This is a genomic window from Aeromonas sp. R5-3, assembly GCF_040908225.1.
Lineage (GTDB): Bacteria > Pseudomonadota > Gammaproteobacteria > Enterobacterales > Aeromonadaceae > Aeromonas > Aeromonas dhakensis.
In genome coordinates this window covers 536,202-550,881 of sequence record NZ_JBFODH010000029.1, presented here as the reverse complement: position 1 = coordinate 550,881, position 14,680 = coordinate 536,202, and the positions used below count along the sequence as shown (strand labels likewise).

10 protein-coding genes are annotated in these 14,680 nt (G+C 58.0%); 4 read left to right on the top strand and 6 right to left on the bottom strand.

The window, feature by feature from the left end; translation table 11 throughout:
- Positions 1-2: 2 nt before the first annotated feature.
- Positions 3-935 (top strand): diguanylate cyclase, encoded by a 933-nt coding sequence (locus AB5Y95_RS21770; protein ID WP_019839433.1) that lies wholly within the window; start codon positions 3-5, stop codon positions 933-935.
- A gap of 197 nt (positions 936-1,132) precedes the next feature.
- A complete protein-coding gene (locus tag AB5Y95_RS21765) occupies positions 1,133-4,387 on the top strand; it encodes a transporter substrate-binding domain-containing protein (RefSeq protein WP_368162099.1) in 3,255 nt (1,084 codons plus the stop codon).
- A gap of 121 nt (positions 4,388-4,508) precedes the next feature.
- Here the strand turns inward: AB5Y95_RS21765 and AB5Y95_RS21760 are convergent, their stop codons facing one another.
- Positions 4,509-4,889: a hypothetical protein gene (locus AB5Y95_RS21760; protein ID WP_368162097.1), complete on the bottom strand. Its 381-nt coding sequence runs from the start codon at positions 4,887-4,889 to the stop codon at positions 4,509-4,511.
- A gap of 774 nt (positions 4,890-5,663) precedes the next feature.
- Here AB5Y95_RS21760 and AB5Y95_RS21755 point away from each other — a divergent pair.
- Entirely contained in the window at positions 5,664-8,276 is a 2,613-nt protein-coding gene (locus AB5Y95_RS21755; protein ID WP_368162095.1) for a DEAD/DEAH box helicase, read from the top strand.
- Between the two features lie 73 nt (positions 8,277-8,349).
- Here AB5Y95_RS21755 and AB5Y95_RS21750 read toward each other — a convergent pair whose 3' ends face one another.
- The gene (locus tag AB5Y95_RS21750) at positions 8,350-9,921 is read right to left on the bottom strand and encodes an ATP-binding cassette domain-containing protein (protein WP_368162093.1); all 1,572 of its coding nucleotides are present in this window, start codon (positions 9,919-9,921) and stop codon (positions 8,350-8,352) included.
- A gap of 406 nt (positions 9,922-10,327) precedes the next feature.
- Between AB5Y95_RS21750 and AB5Y95_RS21745 the strand changes: the two genes are divergently transcribed.
- Positions 10,328-11,230: a hypothetical protein gene (locus tag AB5Y95_RS21745; RefSeq protein WP_368162090.1), complete on the top strand. Its 903-nt coding sequence runs from the start codon at positions 10,328-10,330 to the stop codon at positions 11,228-11,230.
- Between the two features lie 100 nt (positions 11,231-11,330).
- Here AB5Y95_RS21745 and AB5Y95_RS21740 read toward each other — a convergent pair whose 3' ends face one another.
- The 4 genes from AB5Y95_RS21740 to thrB form a co-directional block, all read right to left on the bottom strand.
- A complete protein-coding gene (locus tag AB5Y95_RS21740; protein ID WP_010633338.1) occupies positions 11,331-11,579 on the bottom strand; it encodes a hypothetical protein in 249 nt (82 codons plus the stop codon).
- Between the two features lie 322 nt (positions 11,580-11,901).
- Positions 11,902-12,318: an SgcJ/EcaC family oxidoreductase gene (locus AB5Y95_RS21735; RefSeq protein WP_368162087.1), complete on the bottom strand. Its 417-nt coding sequence runs from the start codon at positions 12,316-12,318 to the stop codon at positions 11,902-11,904.
- Between the two features lie 108 nt (positions 12,319-12,426).
- Complete coding sequence (gene thrC / locus AB5Y95_RS21730; RefSeq protein ID WP_019839424.1) at positions 12,427-13,701, bottom strand: threonine synthase; 1,275 nt, start codon at positions 13,699-13,701, stop codon at positions 12,427-12,429.
- Positions 13,698-14,678 carry a homoserine kinase gene (gene thrB, locus AB5Y95_RS21725; RefSeq protein WP_026458973.1) on the bottom strand — a complete coding sequence of 327 codons (981 nt, stop codon included), beginning with the start codon at positions 14,676-14,678 and terminating at the stop codon, positions 13,698-13,700. The genes thrC and thrB overlap by 4 nt, the downstream gene beginning before the upstream one ends.
- Positions 14,679-14,680: the final 2 nt, after the last annotated feature.

The following is a 14,680-nucleotide window of genomic DNA, read 5'->3' as shown; positions in this document are numbered from 1 at the left end:
AGATGGTCCCCTGGAACCTGCCCACCAACCGTCGCCCCAAACTGCTGATCGTCGATGATCAGGCGATCAACATCAGGCTGCTGCACCAGCTCTTTCGCGAAGAGTGCGAGATCTTCATGGCGACCAGCGGGGAGCAGGCACTTGCCCTCTGCCGCAGCCTGCTGCCCGACCTTGTCTTGCTGGACGTCATCATGGACGGCATGAGCGGCCACGAGGTCTGCCAGCAACTCAAGGCGGATCCCGACACCCAGGACATTCCCGTCATTTTCGTCACGGCCCAGCAGGAGGAGACGGACGAAGAGTACGGTCTGGCCCTCGGCGCGGTGGATTTCATCAGCAAGCCCATCAGCCCCAACATCGTCAGGGCCAGGGTGAAGACCCACATCACCCTCAAGCTGCAGGGGGACTTGCTGCGCAACCTGGCCATGCTCGACGGCCTCACCGGCATACCGAACCGGCGCCAGTTCGATGATGAGCTGATGCGGCAGTGGCGCCAGGGTTGCCGGGACAACACCCCCCTCTCCCTCATCATGCTCGATGTCGATTATTTCAAGCGCTACAACGACCGCTATGGCCATCAGGCCGGCGATCACTGCCTGCAGGCCATCGCCGCCGTGCTGGCCGAGCGGCTGGGCAGGCCGCACGATCTGGTGGCCCGCTACGGCGGTGAGGAGTTTGCCTGCGTGCTGCCCAACACCCCCCTGGCCAGCGCCGTCCATCTCGCCGACAGCATGTGCAGCGCCGTGCGCGAGCTGGCCATCGAGCACCTCGCCTCAGAGGTGGCCAGGGTGGTGACCATCTCCCTTGGCGTGGTCTGTACCATCCCCAGCCAGACCGGCACGCCGCAACAGCTGCTGGAGGCGGCCGACCGCCAGCTCTATCGGGCCAAAGAGGCAGGACGGGCCAGAGTCGCCGCCGATGGCGAGGGGGTGTGAGTCCTCTGCCGTGCCTGCCCCTGTCCAAATCAGGAGTCAGGGCGGGCAGTTGGCAGGCCGCTGGCGAGTCCCGTCCCGCCAGCGGCCTTGCCGTTTGCACTGACAAACTGCTGATTAAAGGTTCATTGTGCGCCGCTCTTCGGTAGAATCGCCGCTTTCGATCACCATCCAACCGGCGGGAGGGGCACAATCTGGCAATGAACCTGATCCGACCCCTGCTGCTGCTCTGCCTGCTGCTGCCCCTCTGCGCCCAGGCGCTCACCCTGCACAGTCGCCCCTACCTGCAAAGCCCCCCGGCGCCCGCCAGCACGGCTGACCAGCCCTGGCTCGCCGAAATGACGGCGCTGCGAGTCGGGGTGCTGCGCCACGACTATCGCCCGTTCGCCATGATCGGGCCCGATGATCACTTCGAGGGGATCGCCGCCGACTACCTCGACATCCTGGCCAGGGCGCTGCAAAAACCGGTGAAACTGCGGGCATTCAACGACTCGCGCAGCGCGCTGGCGGCGCTGCGGGCCGGGGATCTCGACCTCGTCAACCTCGGCAACCTCAACCTCGGCGCGGCCGAACAGGCGGGCATCGCCCTCAGCCGGCGCTATTTCAGCAGTGCCCCCGTCTTCTCGGCCCTCGCCGCCGAACAGGGGCCGCTGCTGCTGCCGGGCCAGCGGGTCGCCACCGTGCGAGGCTACGTGAACGAGGCCGCCTTCAAGCGCTACTACCCGGATCTGGTACTGGTCAACTACCCCTCCAACGTGGCGGCCTTCGATGCGGTCTTCTTCGGCCACGAGCCGCTGCTGCTAAGCGACCCCCACTCCCTGCACTACCTCAACAGCGAGCGCTTCGACAAGATCCGCCAGCGCAGCCAGGCGCAGCCCGCCATTGCGGCGGACGGCTTTCGCTTCGCGGTGTCGGCCGCTCACCCCGGCTTGCTGGCCCTGCTCGACCAGACCCTGGAGGGGGTGAGCGACGTCACCCGCAGCCTCATCTTCAACCAGTGGAACGGCCCCATCCGCGACATCATCGAGCGCCCCGGCGATCTCTACAGCCGCGAGGAGCGCGCCTGGCTCGCCAGCGCCGGTCCGGTGAAGGTGTGGCTGATGGACGACCTCTACCCCTACGGGGTGCGCGACTACGACAACCAGCTCACCGGCATGTCGGTGGAGATGCTGGAGAAGATCAGCAAACGCTCCGGTCTGCGCTTCGAGTTCGTCAGTTACGGCTCGGAACAGGCGCGCAAGGAGGCCCTGCTCAGGGGGGAGCTGGATCTCATCGGCGCCATCTCCCGCCCGGTGGCCGAGGGCTACCGGCTGCGCCCCTCCCTGCCCTACGCCACCGACGACATCTATGTGCTGGTGGCCCGCAAAGGGGATTCCTTAAACGGCGATCTGGCACAGCTCGCCGGCAAACAGGTGGGCAGCACCATCTACAACCCCATCGCCAGAGGACTTGGCGACAGCCAGGTGAGCTTTCTGGAGAGCGCCGACGAGGCGATGGAGGCGGTCAACGAGGGGCGCCTCGATGCCGCCATCGTGCCGCTCTATTTTGCCCAGCATGCGGTGGAAGGGGGGCGACTCCAGCAGATCCGCATCGCCGGCCCCGCCGACGACCAGCCCATCCGGATGGGCTTTGCAGGCCTCTCCGCCAACCGGATGCTGATGGACATCATCGACAAGACCATCCTCTCCATCGCCCCCAACGAGCTGGCGATGATGAGTTACCAGTGGCGCAACCGCAAACTGCCGGCCCCCACCTTCATGGAGCGCAACGCCCCCTATTTCTACCTGCTGCTGGCGGGGCTGTGCGCCGTCGCCCTGCTGCTGTTTTACCGCAACCGCATGCTCAACCGGCTGGCCCGCTCGGAGCAGGCCTCCCGCCGCCAGCTGGAGGAGCACGTGCGCTTCATCGAGGCGCTCGGCGAGAGCCTGCCCCACCCCATAGTGGTGCGCGACAAGGGGGGCAAGGTGATCCTCTGCAACAGCAAGTACCTGGCCACCCTCAACGCCCCCATCGAGCGGGTGCTCGGCACCTCGTTTGCCGAGGGGCTCAAGGGGCTGCTCGGCGCCGAGGCCATCGCCGCCCTGGAACAGGATTTTCAGCAGGTGCTGCGAAGCGGCAGCCCCATACTGTCGGATCGCATCTTCAGCCAGCGCGGTCCGCGCCAGTTCGTCTACCACTGGATGGTGCCCTACTTTGACTACCGCGGCGCCATCAGCGGGGTGATCAACGGCTGGATCGACATCACCGAACGCAAGACCATGGAGGAGGCGCTGCGCCGCGCCAAGGAGCAGGCCGACCGCGCCAGCCGGGCCAAGAGCGACTTTCTGGCCACCATGAGCCACGAGATCCGCACCCCCATGAACGCCATTCTCGGCATGCTGGAGCTGGCGAGCCAGGATCCCGCCCTCGCCCGCCACACCGGCGAGCAGCTGCGCATCGCCTCCGAATCCGCCAACGGCCTGCTCGATCTCATCGGCGACGTGCTGGACATCTCCAGCATCGAGTCGGGTCAGCTGACGCTCGCCCCCGAGCCATGCGAGCTGGCGCCGCTGCTCCACTCGGTGGCCCGCGCCTGCAAGTGGATGGCCCAGCAGAAGGGGCTTGGCTACCGGGTCGAGCTGCCCCCCCTGCCGCGGGTGCTCATCGACCCGCTGCGCCTGCGCCAAATCGTCTTCAACCTGCTCGGCAACGCCATCAAGTTCACCGAGCGGGGAGAGGTGAGCCTGCAGGCCAGCCTCACGGGGAGCGCGGAGCAGCCGCTGCTGCACCTCATCATCCGCGACAGCGGGGTGGGCATAGCCCCCGACAAGCTGCCCGGACTGTTCAGCCCCTTCTACCGCGCCCACGACCCCTACCAGTTCGCCGGCACCGGCCTTGGCCTCAATATCGCCCGCATGCTGTGCCAGCTGATGGGGGGCAAGATAGCGGTCAGCAGCGAGCTTGGCAGCGGCACCGAGCTCAGGATCCGGCTGCCCCTCACCCCGCTGGCCGCCCCCCACGAGCTTCTCGACGCCGCGTCGCCGCCGGCCGGGCCACTGCTTGTGCCCTCCCCCCGGCCGGTTGCGGCAACCCGGCTGCGGGTGCTGGTGGTGGACGACAACCACGCCAACCAGGTGCTGCTGCGCCAGCAGCTCAAGCACCTGGGCCACGAGGTGTGCGTGCGCGGCAACGGCGCCGAGGCGCTGCAGGCCAGCCAGAGCCAGCCCTTCGACCTCATCATCACCGACTGCCAGATGCCGCTGATGGATGGTTTCGAGCTGACCCGCCGCCTGCGCGCCCGCGGCCACACCCAGCCTATCTGGGGCTTTACCGCCCACGCCACAGCGCGCGAGCGGGAACTCTGCCTGGCCGCCGGTATGGACGACTGCCTTTACAAGCCCATCGGCCTGGCCCGGCTGCACACTGCCCTCGCCAGCCTGGAGCAGAGCGGCGCCTGCGCTCAGCCCCAGCTCTGATGATCCGGGCCAGTTGGCCAGGTTCTGCGCCCCGTCACCCGCCCAGCGATAACGCCCCTACGCCCCAAAAAGCGCGGGGGGCCTGCTGGCCCCCCGCAAACACACCGGACAAGAAAACCCCTTACTTGGCGGCGCTATCCTTCACGCACTTCTGGACAAAGCTGTTCTTGGCCGCGCCAGCCAGCTTCTTGTCGACCGCCGCCTTCTCGCACTTGGCCGCCGGATCCATCGCCGCCCCCGTCTTCACGCACTTCTGGATAAAGCTGTTCTTGGCCGCACCGGCCAGCTTCTTGTCGGCCGCGGCTTTCTCGCACTCGCCGCTCGCGGCGCCAGCGGCATCTTTCACGCACTTGCCGACAAAGCTGGTCTTGGCGGCGCCCGCCAGTTTTTTGGCCGCGGCCTGCGCCTCGCACTGCAACTGGGCAGCGTCGTTGGCAAAGACCGGATTGGCCAGCAGCACGCTGCCGCAGAGCAGGCCGAACAAGATGGCAATACGCTTCATATGACGTTCCTTATTGTGATGTGTTGGCATGGTGACCCGTTTGCATGATGATCTGATTGCAAGTAACTGTTATGACAACAGCTGATTGTTGCCACAGATCCCCCGCCTTGCCAGCCAGGGCCACGGAGCACAGGGCACAGGGCACCATAGCCGCACTATAGCGCCGATTGGCAAAGCGGGACTCTCCCCGGCCAGCACTTCTTCAATAGCAAGCCATCACCCTCTGCTCCGCCACGCCCGCAGCCCCTAATAAAATCAAGGGCCATGGGAATCCAGTGCCCGGTCAGTGCGATTTGTTGAGCCAGCGCAAAAAAACAAACCATTACTGACTATTACGTCACTTTTTGACTGGTCTGCGTATGAGGCTTGAGGCTATGCTGGTCATTCGGCGCCTAAAGTACCATCCGGGCCCCGCCCGCTGGTCAATCGAGCATATTGGAAGCTGCAATCCATGGGCGGTAGCATGAACTTTCTCATAGGTCTACATATGAGTATCTCTAATATTGAAATTCACTGTCGTTAAGCTGAGAGTCAATTTTTAATAAAAAACTTTAATTGCACTCTATATTACTGGAGTTATTGTCTAACAACCCTAAGCACATGCTAATTTTGCTGAGAAAAGCTCGATTCCTTTGATGTGTTGAATGCGACTGTAAGAGGAGCTGGTATCATATATAGTACTATTTTTAACAGTTATTTAACCCACCTAATTAATACTTAAAATTAATATTCTTATAGAAATTGGCTTTTTAAGATTTAAACTATGAGGTAAACATGGCATTTAAAAAAAGAAGTATCAGACCAGTCGCAGCTACAAGCCCAGATCAATTATTCAGAGAGCTTCCACGAAGAAAATTCCCAGATGTTCTCCCACATCAACAGTCAATAATGCAACGATATGCGGAAGAAGCCGTAAATAGGTCTGATGTTGCATTGCAATTACCCACTGGCAGTGGAAAAACCTTAGTCGGACTATTAATCTCAGAATGGCGCCGCAGAAAATTTAATGAAAAAATAGTTTATCTTTGCCCAACAAAGCAACTAGTCAACCAAGCTGTAGAACAAGCTGAACATAAGTATGGATTAACAGTCTTGGGGTTTACTGGGTCAAAAAATAACTATGACCCAAGTGCAATCGCAAAGTACAAACAAGGTATGGCGATTGCGGTAACAACTTACAGTAGTGTATTTAATGTCAATCCATTTTTTGATGATCCAGATATAATAATAATTGATGATGCTCATGCTGCAGAAAATTATATATCCAAGCTTTGGTCTTTAGATATTGAGCGCGCAAACCCTGAACATAAGATTATTCATGAAGCCCTATGCTCATTAGTAAAACCATATCTGGATGGAACAAATTACTCTAGATTAGTAGGCCGATGGGATAGTCCATCAGATCAAGGCTGGGTTGATAAGCTATCAACTCCATTATTTAATAAAATCAAAAACAGCTTAATTGAAATATTAGATGAACACACATCTGAAAATTTGCTAAAATTCTCTTGGTCGATGCTTCGCTCTAATCTGCAAGCATGCCATTTATATATGTCATCAAAAGGTTTTTTACTAAGACCGTTATTGCCGCCCACATGGGTTCACTCTGCATTCACACATGCAAAGCAAAGAGTTTACATGTCTGCGACCCTAGGAGAGGGAGGAGACCTAGAACGACTAGTGGGTAGAAAAGATATTTATAGATTGGCCACCCCAGATGGCTGGGATACTCAAGGTGTAGGGCGCCGATTTTTTATCTTCCCATCACTGTCTTTGAATGACGATGCTTGCTCCGAGTTAAATATCGAACTCTTTAAAAAGGCAGAAAGAAGCCTTGTCCTTGTACCAAGTGATGCTCAGGCTAAAAAGATAAAGGAAAAAATAGACAAACAGAATAACTTAGTCGTTTTCGAAGCCAGTGATATAGAAGAGTCTAAATCTAAATTTGTTTCGTCTAAAGGTGCAGTTGCATTAGTAGCTAATAGATATGATGGCATTGATTTTCCAGGAGATGAATGTCGATTATTGGTAATTGAAGGTTTACCAAAAACTGTAAATATTCAAGAGCAATTTCTCATGTCTAGAATGGGAGCTAATATACTTTTTAATGAAAGAATACAAACAAGGGTTATTCAGGCAATTGGCCGATGTACACGCTCATTAGAAGATTACTCTTCTGTTATCGTTAATGGAAATGAACTTGTCGATTTTCTTGCAAGCCGCAGCAGACGAAATTACCTACATCCAGAATTACAGGCTGAATTAGAATTTGGTGTAGATCAGTCTATTGATAGTGACTTTTCCAGTTTATTAGAGAATTTTGATATTTTCATTGAGAATGGGGAGGCTTGGGAAGATGTTAACAGTGAAATTGTTGAGATAAGATCTAGCAAAACCAAACTTAATTTTCCCGGCATAGATATCTTATCAAAATGCGTATCTTTTGAAATTGACTATGTTCAATCACTATGGAAGGGCGACTATGAAGAAGCCATTAATAGCGCAGAAAAAACACTTGGCATTCTAACAACTGCAGAACTACGTGGATATAGAGCCCTATGGGATTACCTTGCTGGAGCAGCAGCATACTTAGCTGATAAAAATGGTCATGTAGAGTTCTCATTAAAAGCTCAAGATCATTTTAATAGAGCCAAAAAAGCAGCTGTAGATATACCATGGTTAGTTGGGTTGTCTAGGTTTTCTATTAAAGAAGACATAAACACCGAGCAAGATAAGCAAAATCATTTATTGATGAAGCAAGTAGAAGGAATTGAGTCTATTTTATCAACACTTGGATGTATGCATGATAGAAAACTTGTTAAAAGAGAGAAAAAAATACGTGAAGGTCTTAATTCAAAAAATGAATTTGAAGAGGCACATAGACTTTTAGGTGAACACTTAGGATTTGATTCAAGAAAAGTAGAATCTGATGCATCACCAGACCCATGGTGGCAAATTGATAATCTTTGCTTTGTGTTTGAAGATCATGCAAATGCAGAAAATGACATTCTTAGCGCATTGAAAGCCAGGCAAGTCTCCACACATCCAAACTGGATGAGAGAAAATGTTGAATCATGTAAATCAAGCTTGGTCGAGATTATCCCTATTTTGTTATCTCCTGTTTCAAAAGTCTCAAAAGGGGGCGCCCCACATCTTAATAATGTCATGTTCTGGCATCTTAATGACTTTAAAGACTGGGCTAGCAATGCCTTGGATGTTATTCGTGAACTAAGAACTACATTCCAAGAGCCAGGTGATTTAATGTGGAGGGCTGAAGCGGCAAGTAGATTGACTCTTGCAAAAATTGACATTAACAGCATTAAAAACAAGCTTTGCCAACAAAAATGCAAAGACATTTTATCTATAGATGATCAAATATCAAATTAGTTATTCATCAAATATTTAGGACGCCCACCTTTCTGAGCCAGCCATTTTTAGGCTGGCTCACGATTTCCCCCCCCTATTCCTCCAACCAATACTCCCTTTCAATTCCCACCCCGGCGACAAAGTCGGGATCGTGGGAGACCAGCAGCAGGGTGCCCGGATAATCGGCCAGCACCTGAATAAGCAGCTGGCGCGAGGGGTGATCCAGATGGTTATCCGGCTCGTCCAACAGCAGCAGATCGGGCAGTTGCGCCAGCACCATCAGCAGACCCAGTTTTAGCCGCTCGCCACCGCTCAGCCCATGGCAGGGAGCCAGGGCGCGATCGCCGCGCAGTGCGATACCCGCCAGTCGGGTTCTTGCGTCGCTCTCGGAAAGCGTCGGCGCCGCTGCCAGCAGGTTGGCCAGCGGACTGAGGTCGCGCGCGATCAGGCTGAGCCCCTGATCGAGACAGGCCATCCGGCCATTGATGCGAAAGCTGCCCGCTTCGGGCGCCAACTCACTGCGCAGCATCTGCAGCAGGCTCGACTTGCCGCTGCCGTTGCGACCGGCCAACAGACAGCGAGCCCCCCGCTGTAGCACCAGATCTACCTGCTGATCATGCCAGCGCCTATGGCGCGCCGCCGTGATCACCAGCGGCTGGGCTGCCCCCTTGCGATCGCCCTCCGCCGGCCACTGCATGACAAGCGGCTGCACCGCCGCCAGCGCGGCCTCCGCTTCCGTGCGCGCCTCCAGCTGGGCACTGTGGCCTCGCTCATGGCGTTCCAGCACCTTGCCAAGGGATTTGCCCGCCTGTTCCGCTTTGAAATCGAGCAGGATTTTGGCCTGGGAGCCGCGCTCGCGCCGCCCCTGGCTGGCCCGCCTGGCCGCCTGTTCGCGCACCTTTTGCAGGCTGCGCGCCGCCGCCTTTTCACGGCGCTCCGCCTGCGCCAGCCGGGCGCTGCGGGCAGCCTGCAGCTCGGCCTGCTGCGCCAAAAACGCCTCAAACGAGAGGCTGGCACTCTGCAGCCCCTGCTCGCCCAGCTCCAGGAACTGACTCCCCTGATTGAGCAGGCGCCGGTCGTGACTTACCAGCAGATAGCCACCACTGTGGCTGGCCAATCGCTGGCTCAGCCACGCGATGCCACTGGCATCCAGGTGGTTGTCCGGCTCATCGAGCAGCAGAAAGTGAGCAGGCCTCGCAAACAGCGCCAGCAGGCGCAAGCGGGTGAGCTGGCCGCCGCTCAGGGTGCTGACCGGGGCATGGGCATCGAGTCTGAGGCCCGCCTCTGCCAGCAGGTCGGCAAGATCGCGGCGCAGGTGCCAGCGATCAGCCAGCAGCTCGAAATCGTCCAGGGCGCAGCTCCCCTGCTCGATGCGCTCAAGGGCCCGCAGCGGCTCGCCCCAGCCGATCACGTCGGCCACGCTGGCTCCGTCGGCATAATCCTGCGCGGGCGCAAACTGGGACAGCCAGTTGATGGGGGTCAACCACTCAATCTTGCCAAAAGCCGCGCGGCGCTGGCCCGCCAGCAGTTCGAGCAGCAGGCTCTTGCCGATGCCGTTGCGGCCGATCAGGGTGCAGCCCGCAGCGGGCAAAGTGAAGGTAAGGGGCACAGTGCAGGCGCCGAAGGGCAGCTGCAAGGCATTGATATGACATGCGATATGGGTCATCTGAACTCCTGTGGGCCAATGCGGGAGCCGCAGGCCAAGAGCCAAGCCAAATGACAGGGACACGTGTCCACGAATGGGAAAACAGACAAAGAATCAGCATCAACCTGTCACGGTGAGACGCACCCGATCTCCCTGGCGGGAGAGGAATCAAAAGCGGGGTGCGGACAGGTTAAATGCGCATCGGAGGAAGTACTCATATATCAAAGGAGCCAAGAGGCTAACCCGGCGAGTGCGGGCAGGTCAACCGCCATGACCGGGTTCACGCAGCTATGCCGCTGAATTTTCACCCACAAAAAGCCTCGTATGAAAACCAGTCGAGAGAGGCAATTCAATACCCATATGGAGCACAACTGACGGATGACATGATCTAGAATGTGCGCTCTTTTTTTATTCGGGATTCGATTATATGAAACGCGTTTTCTTCGCCGCTCTGACCATGCTGGCCGCACCTGCCATGGCCGAACAGACCATTGCCCACCACTTCGCCACACTGGAATATCAGCAGATCATCGCTGGCTGCCAGATGTATCGCCTCAATACCCCGCAAGGCGCAACACTGCTGTTCGGACACAACTTCAATGACACCGGCGTCAATGCGGAAGGAGGCGTCTCTGCCGGTACCATGGATCTCTACTCCTACATGTATTCGGACCCGAAATATCGCAGCTACTCCCTGCGGGGCACCAATAATCTCTATCAGCCCTCCACCAGCGACTCTTATACCTTTATGACCCTTTCCGTCGGGGCCGGCAGATCACCCGACAACTTCATGTTGTCCCAGCGCAAGAACATCGAACGGGCGACCGCTTACTCCAGCGGCGATACCCAGCTCTCGATGCATTTCTACGACGGACAGGATCAGCCGAAATATGGCAAGGCGATGCCGAAATATCTCTCGCTGTGCGGCAGCAATATTGCCTCCTTCGACTCATTGACCAGCCTTAGACTGCGCATCGCCAGCTCCACCATCAAGGTGCAGTACCCAAGATTCAGCCAGCCTGCCGGGATCAAGGCCAGCAATGATCTGGTCAGCGAAGTCCAGCTCGCCTGGAGCAATGCCGACAACAGCGCCATCACGACCCGTCAGCTTAAATACACCCGCATCTCCCGCGCCGAGAAACTCGACAAGCCGCAAGATCAGAAGTTTGTCGAACTGGCCAAACTCGGTATCAACGACGACCGCTATATCGACATCAATGGCGACCAGAATCCTCTGATCCCGGGCAAGGAGTATGTCTATCAGGTGCAGTACTGCGACGATTACGACTTCTGCGAAGCGAGCCCTCAAGTGATTGGCAAAGCCAATTAAGCAGCCCGCTATCGAAGCAATAAAAATCCCCCGCACTCGGGGGATTTTTGTTTCCTGTTTATCCTGTTTGGCGAGTCACTATCTGCGCCGGTGCTCGCTATCAGCGGTTCTTGAGCGCCTCTACCCTGGCGATCAGGATGGCCATAAAGCCGGAGATGATGATCAACCCGACGCTGACAGGCAGCACAGAGACGGCGTAAGGAACAACAATTGCGCCACCGACCAGAGAATCCGAGAAGATGCTCAATGGCAGCGGCAACAAGATTAACAGCGCGATATAAACCAGCACCCTGGCGATCACCAGAGGGGTTTTAAGGGATTGCGTTACGACTCTTCGGTACGGCCACATGATGGTTTGCTCCCTGATCCGTTATTATCCGGCCATCGGCCGCGCCCCTAGAAAGGCGTATCGGCCTTGTTCGTCCATGATGGCTTCATGCAGCACCCTGATTAACAGCCACCGAGCGGCTGGTCAAGGGACTCCCCATCGGCGGCTTTTTCCCACGATTTTTATTCTTCTGCGCGCCGCCACTATGGCGGAGAAAACCTGCAACAAACCGGCGCCGCACCACAGCAACCTCTAACAACTGTTTCTATATCAGCAGCTTGTTGATTGCCTGCCATTCGGGGGCTTGTAGCAGCCCCCGCTCTGGGATAGCCCCTGGGAGCGTTCAGGCAGAAGGCGCGGGATCCACCGCTGCCAGCAGCGCTGTGCCGTAGGAGTTGTCTATGGTGCAGCGCCACTGCCCATCGGCTTCTTTGCGAAACACATAGGTGGCGCGTCGGGTTTCCTCAGTCAGGCTCCCCTGGCCATCGGGGTAATTGAGCCGGGTCTCCATGATCACCAGCGCATTGTCGGCCCCCTCGATCACCTCCATGACGCCCTGTTCCACCTTGAGCTGCCCCTGAAAGTAATCCGAGATGGCCGCGAAGGCGCGGCGGATGGCGGGAATGCCGCGCACCACCATGCCGGGCTTGACCACCAGGGCGGCGTCCTCGGCGTAGAAGGCCATCAGGGCGTCGAAATCGCGCCGGGAGATGGCGGCGTCGCAGGTCTCGATAAGAGTTCGAAGGGGATGCTGACTCATCTTCACTCCTTATAGGGGGCGGCTTGCCCGCCCTGTCACGAATAGAAAGCAACGGATAGAAAACAACGGATAGAAAAATCCCCCGAGGTCGGGGGATTCGCAATCAACTTAACCGAGCAGGAAGGCCCTTAGCGGGGCAAACTCCGCCGGCAGATTGTGGGACAAGAGCGGCAGCACGGCGTGCTTGGCGAGCGGGCCGGGCAGCGGCACGTCCAGTCCCAGGATCTCGTCCACCGACTCCTTGAACTTGGCCGGATGGGCGGTGCAGAGGAACACCCCCACTTCGTCCTCGGCCAGCTGTTCGCCCAGCAGATCCCAGGCAATGGCGCCGTGGGGCTCGCACAGGTAATCCAGCTGGTGCAGGCGTTTGAGCGCATCACGGGTCTGGGCATCGTCACGCATGCCTGACCCCAGGGTCTCCAGCGCCCAGCCTTTGCGACGGCACAGCTCTTCTACTCGCGGCCAGTTGTTGGGGCGGCTCACGTCCATGGCATTCGACAGGGTTGCCACTGTCTGGTGCGGTTCCCATTGGCCGGATTTCAGGTAGCGCGGTACGGTATCGTTGGCGTTGGTGGCAGCGATAAAGCGCTTCACCGGCAGCCCCAGCGCCTTGGCGATTAAGCCTGCGGTGAGGTTGCCAAAGTTGCCGGACGGCACGCTGATGACCGCCTTGGCACGATCGGCTTTCGGCAGCTGGGCCACCGCCTCGAAGTAGTAGCAAACCTGGGCCAGCAAGCGGCTGATGTTGATGGAGTTGGCGGAGTTCAGACCAATGGCCTTTTTCAGCGCCTCGTCATCGAAGGATTGCTTCACCAGCGCCTGGCAGGCATCGAAGTCGCCGTCGATGGCGATGGTGCGGATGTTGCCACCCAAGGTACAGAACAGCGCCTCCTGCAGCGGGCTTATCTTGCCTTTCGGGTAGAGGATCACCACCTCGATCCCCTCCAGCCCGTAAAAGGCGTGGGCCACGGCGGCGCCGGTGTCGCCGGAGGTGGCGGTCAAGATGGTGATCTTGTCGTTGGTTCTAAACGCCGCAAGGCACTGGGCCATAAAGCGGCCGCCGAAATCCTTGAATGCCAGGGTTGGGCCGTGGAACAGTTCGAGGGCATAGGTGCCGTCTTTGAGTTTCACCAGCGGCGCCGGGAAGGTGAAGGCGGCCTTGACCAGCTCGTGTACCTGAGGTGCGGCCACCTCGTCCCCCAGCAGGTGGCTGAGGATGCGGGCGGAGCGCTCCACCAGCGGCAACTCCAGCAGGGCATCCACATCGGCCAACGGCTCAAGCTGCTCGGGGAAGAACAGACCCTGTTCGCGGCCCAGACCCTGACGCACCGCCTGGGCGAAGCTCACCTGTTCACTCTTGTCCTTGATATTGTAAAGATTCATAGTTCGCTTCCTGTTACCCGTGCCCCGGCCATGTCAAGTTTGCAAACCCGGGCAAATCCATCTTCGTTTTGCACGAAATGTGCGTCCATCCACTCTTTCATCCGCTCGGCCTGGGCCAGATCCTTCATCACCACGAAGACGCTGGGGCCGGAGCCCGAGATGCCGGTGGCCAGCGCCCCGTTCTGGGCGGCCTGGGCTCGCACCTCGTTGAAACCTTCAATGAGCGCCGCCCGGTAAGGCTCGGCAATCACGTCTTTGAGTACACTCGCCGCCAGCCCCTCCTGCCCGGTGTAGCTGGCGTGCACGAAAGCGGCCAGCCGGCGGCCATAGGTGAGGCAATCCTGGCGGCGATACTGGGCCGGCAAAATGGCGCGGGCGGCGGCAGTGGAGACCACTGTGCCCGGGTAGCAGACCACCCAGTACCACTCGTCAAACACCGGGATGCCCTGGCTGATGACGCCGTGCTCTTCCAGCACCAGCTGCATGCCGCCCAGATAGCAGGGGGCGACGTTGTCGTAATGGACGGAGCCGGAGATCTTCCCTTCCATCTCCCCCATCAGCAGCAGCAGGTCGTGTTCATTGAGGGGGGCGCCGTGAAAGGCGTTGAGGCCTTCGAGTGCCGCCACCACGCTGCAGGCGCTGGAACCCAGACCCGAGCCCACCGGCAGGTTCTTCTCCAGCACCATTTCGAGCGGCTTGAGACCAAGGCCCCGTTTCTCCAGCGCCTCGCCATAGGCGAGCCAGCAGTCATGGAGGATGTTCTTTTTCGGGTCAGCCGGCAACTTGTGGGCGTAGCGGCCCACGGAGGAGAGGGCAAACGGCACATTGGCCGCTTTGACCTGGACGCGATCCCCGAGCAGAGAGCCATCCACGGGGGCGAGCGCCGCCCCCAGTACATCGAATCCCACGCTCAGGTTGGCGCTGGAGGCGGGGGCATAGGCCACCACGCTGCTGCTCTGGTACATGTCTGAACTCATGC

Bases quoted from the DNA above. Each gene is read 5' to 3' on its own strand.
- AB5Y95_RS21770 (WP_019839433.1), top strand. From the start codon at position 3: ATGGTCCCCTGGAACCTGCCCACCAACCGTCGCCCCAAACTGCTGATC.
- AB5Y95_RS21765 (WP_368162099.1), top strand. From the start codon at position 1,133: ATGAACCTGATCCGACCCCTGCTGCTGCTCTGCCTGCTGCTGCCCCTC.
- AB5Y95_RS21760 (WP_368162097.1), bottom strand. From the start codon at position 4,889: ATGAAGCGTATTGCCATCTTGTTCGGCCTGCTCTGCGGCAGCGTGCTG.
- AB5Y95_RS21755 (WP_368162095.1), top strand. From the start codon at position 5,664: ATGGCATTTAAAAAAAGAAGTATCAGACCAGTCGCAGCTACAAGCCCA.
- AB5Y95_RS21750 (WP_368162093.1), bottom strand. From the start codon at position 9,921: ATGACCCATATCGCATGTCATATCAATGCCTTGCAGCTGCCCTTCGGC.
- AB5Y95_RS21745 (WP_368162090.1), top strand. From the start codon at position 10,328: ATGAAACGCGTTTTCTTCGCCGCTCTGACCATGCTGGCCGCACCTGCC.
- AB5Y95_RS21740 (WP_010633338.1), bottom strand. From the start codon at position 11,579: ATGTGGCCGTACCGAAGAGTCGTAACGCAATCCCTTAAAACCCCTCTG.
- AB5Y95_RS21735 (WP_368162087.1), bottom strand. From the start codon at position 12,318: ATGAGTCAGCATCCCCTTCGAACTCTTATCGAGACCTGCGACGCCGCC.
- thrC (WP_019839424.1), bottom strand. From the start codon at position 13,701: ATGAATCTTTACAATATCAAGGACAAGAGTGAACAGGTGAGCTTCGCC.
- thrB (WP_026458973.1), bottom strand. From the start codon at position 14,678: ATGAGTTCAGACATGTACCAGAGCAGCAGCGTGGTGGCCTATGCCCCC.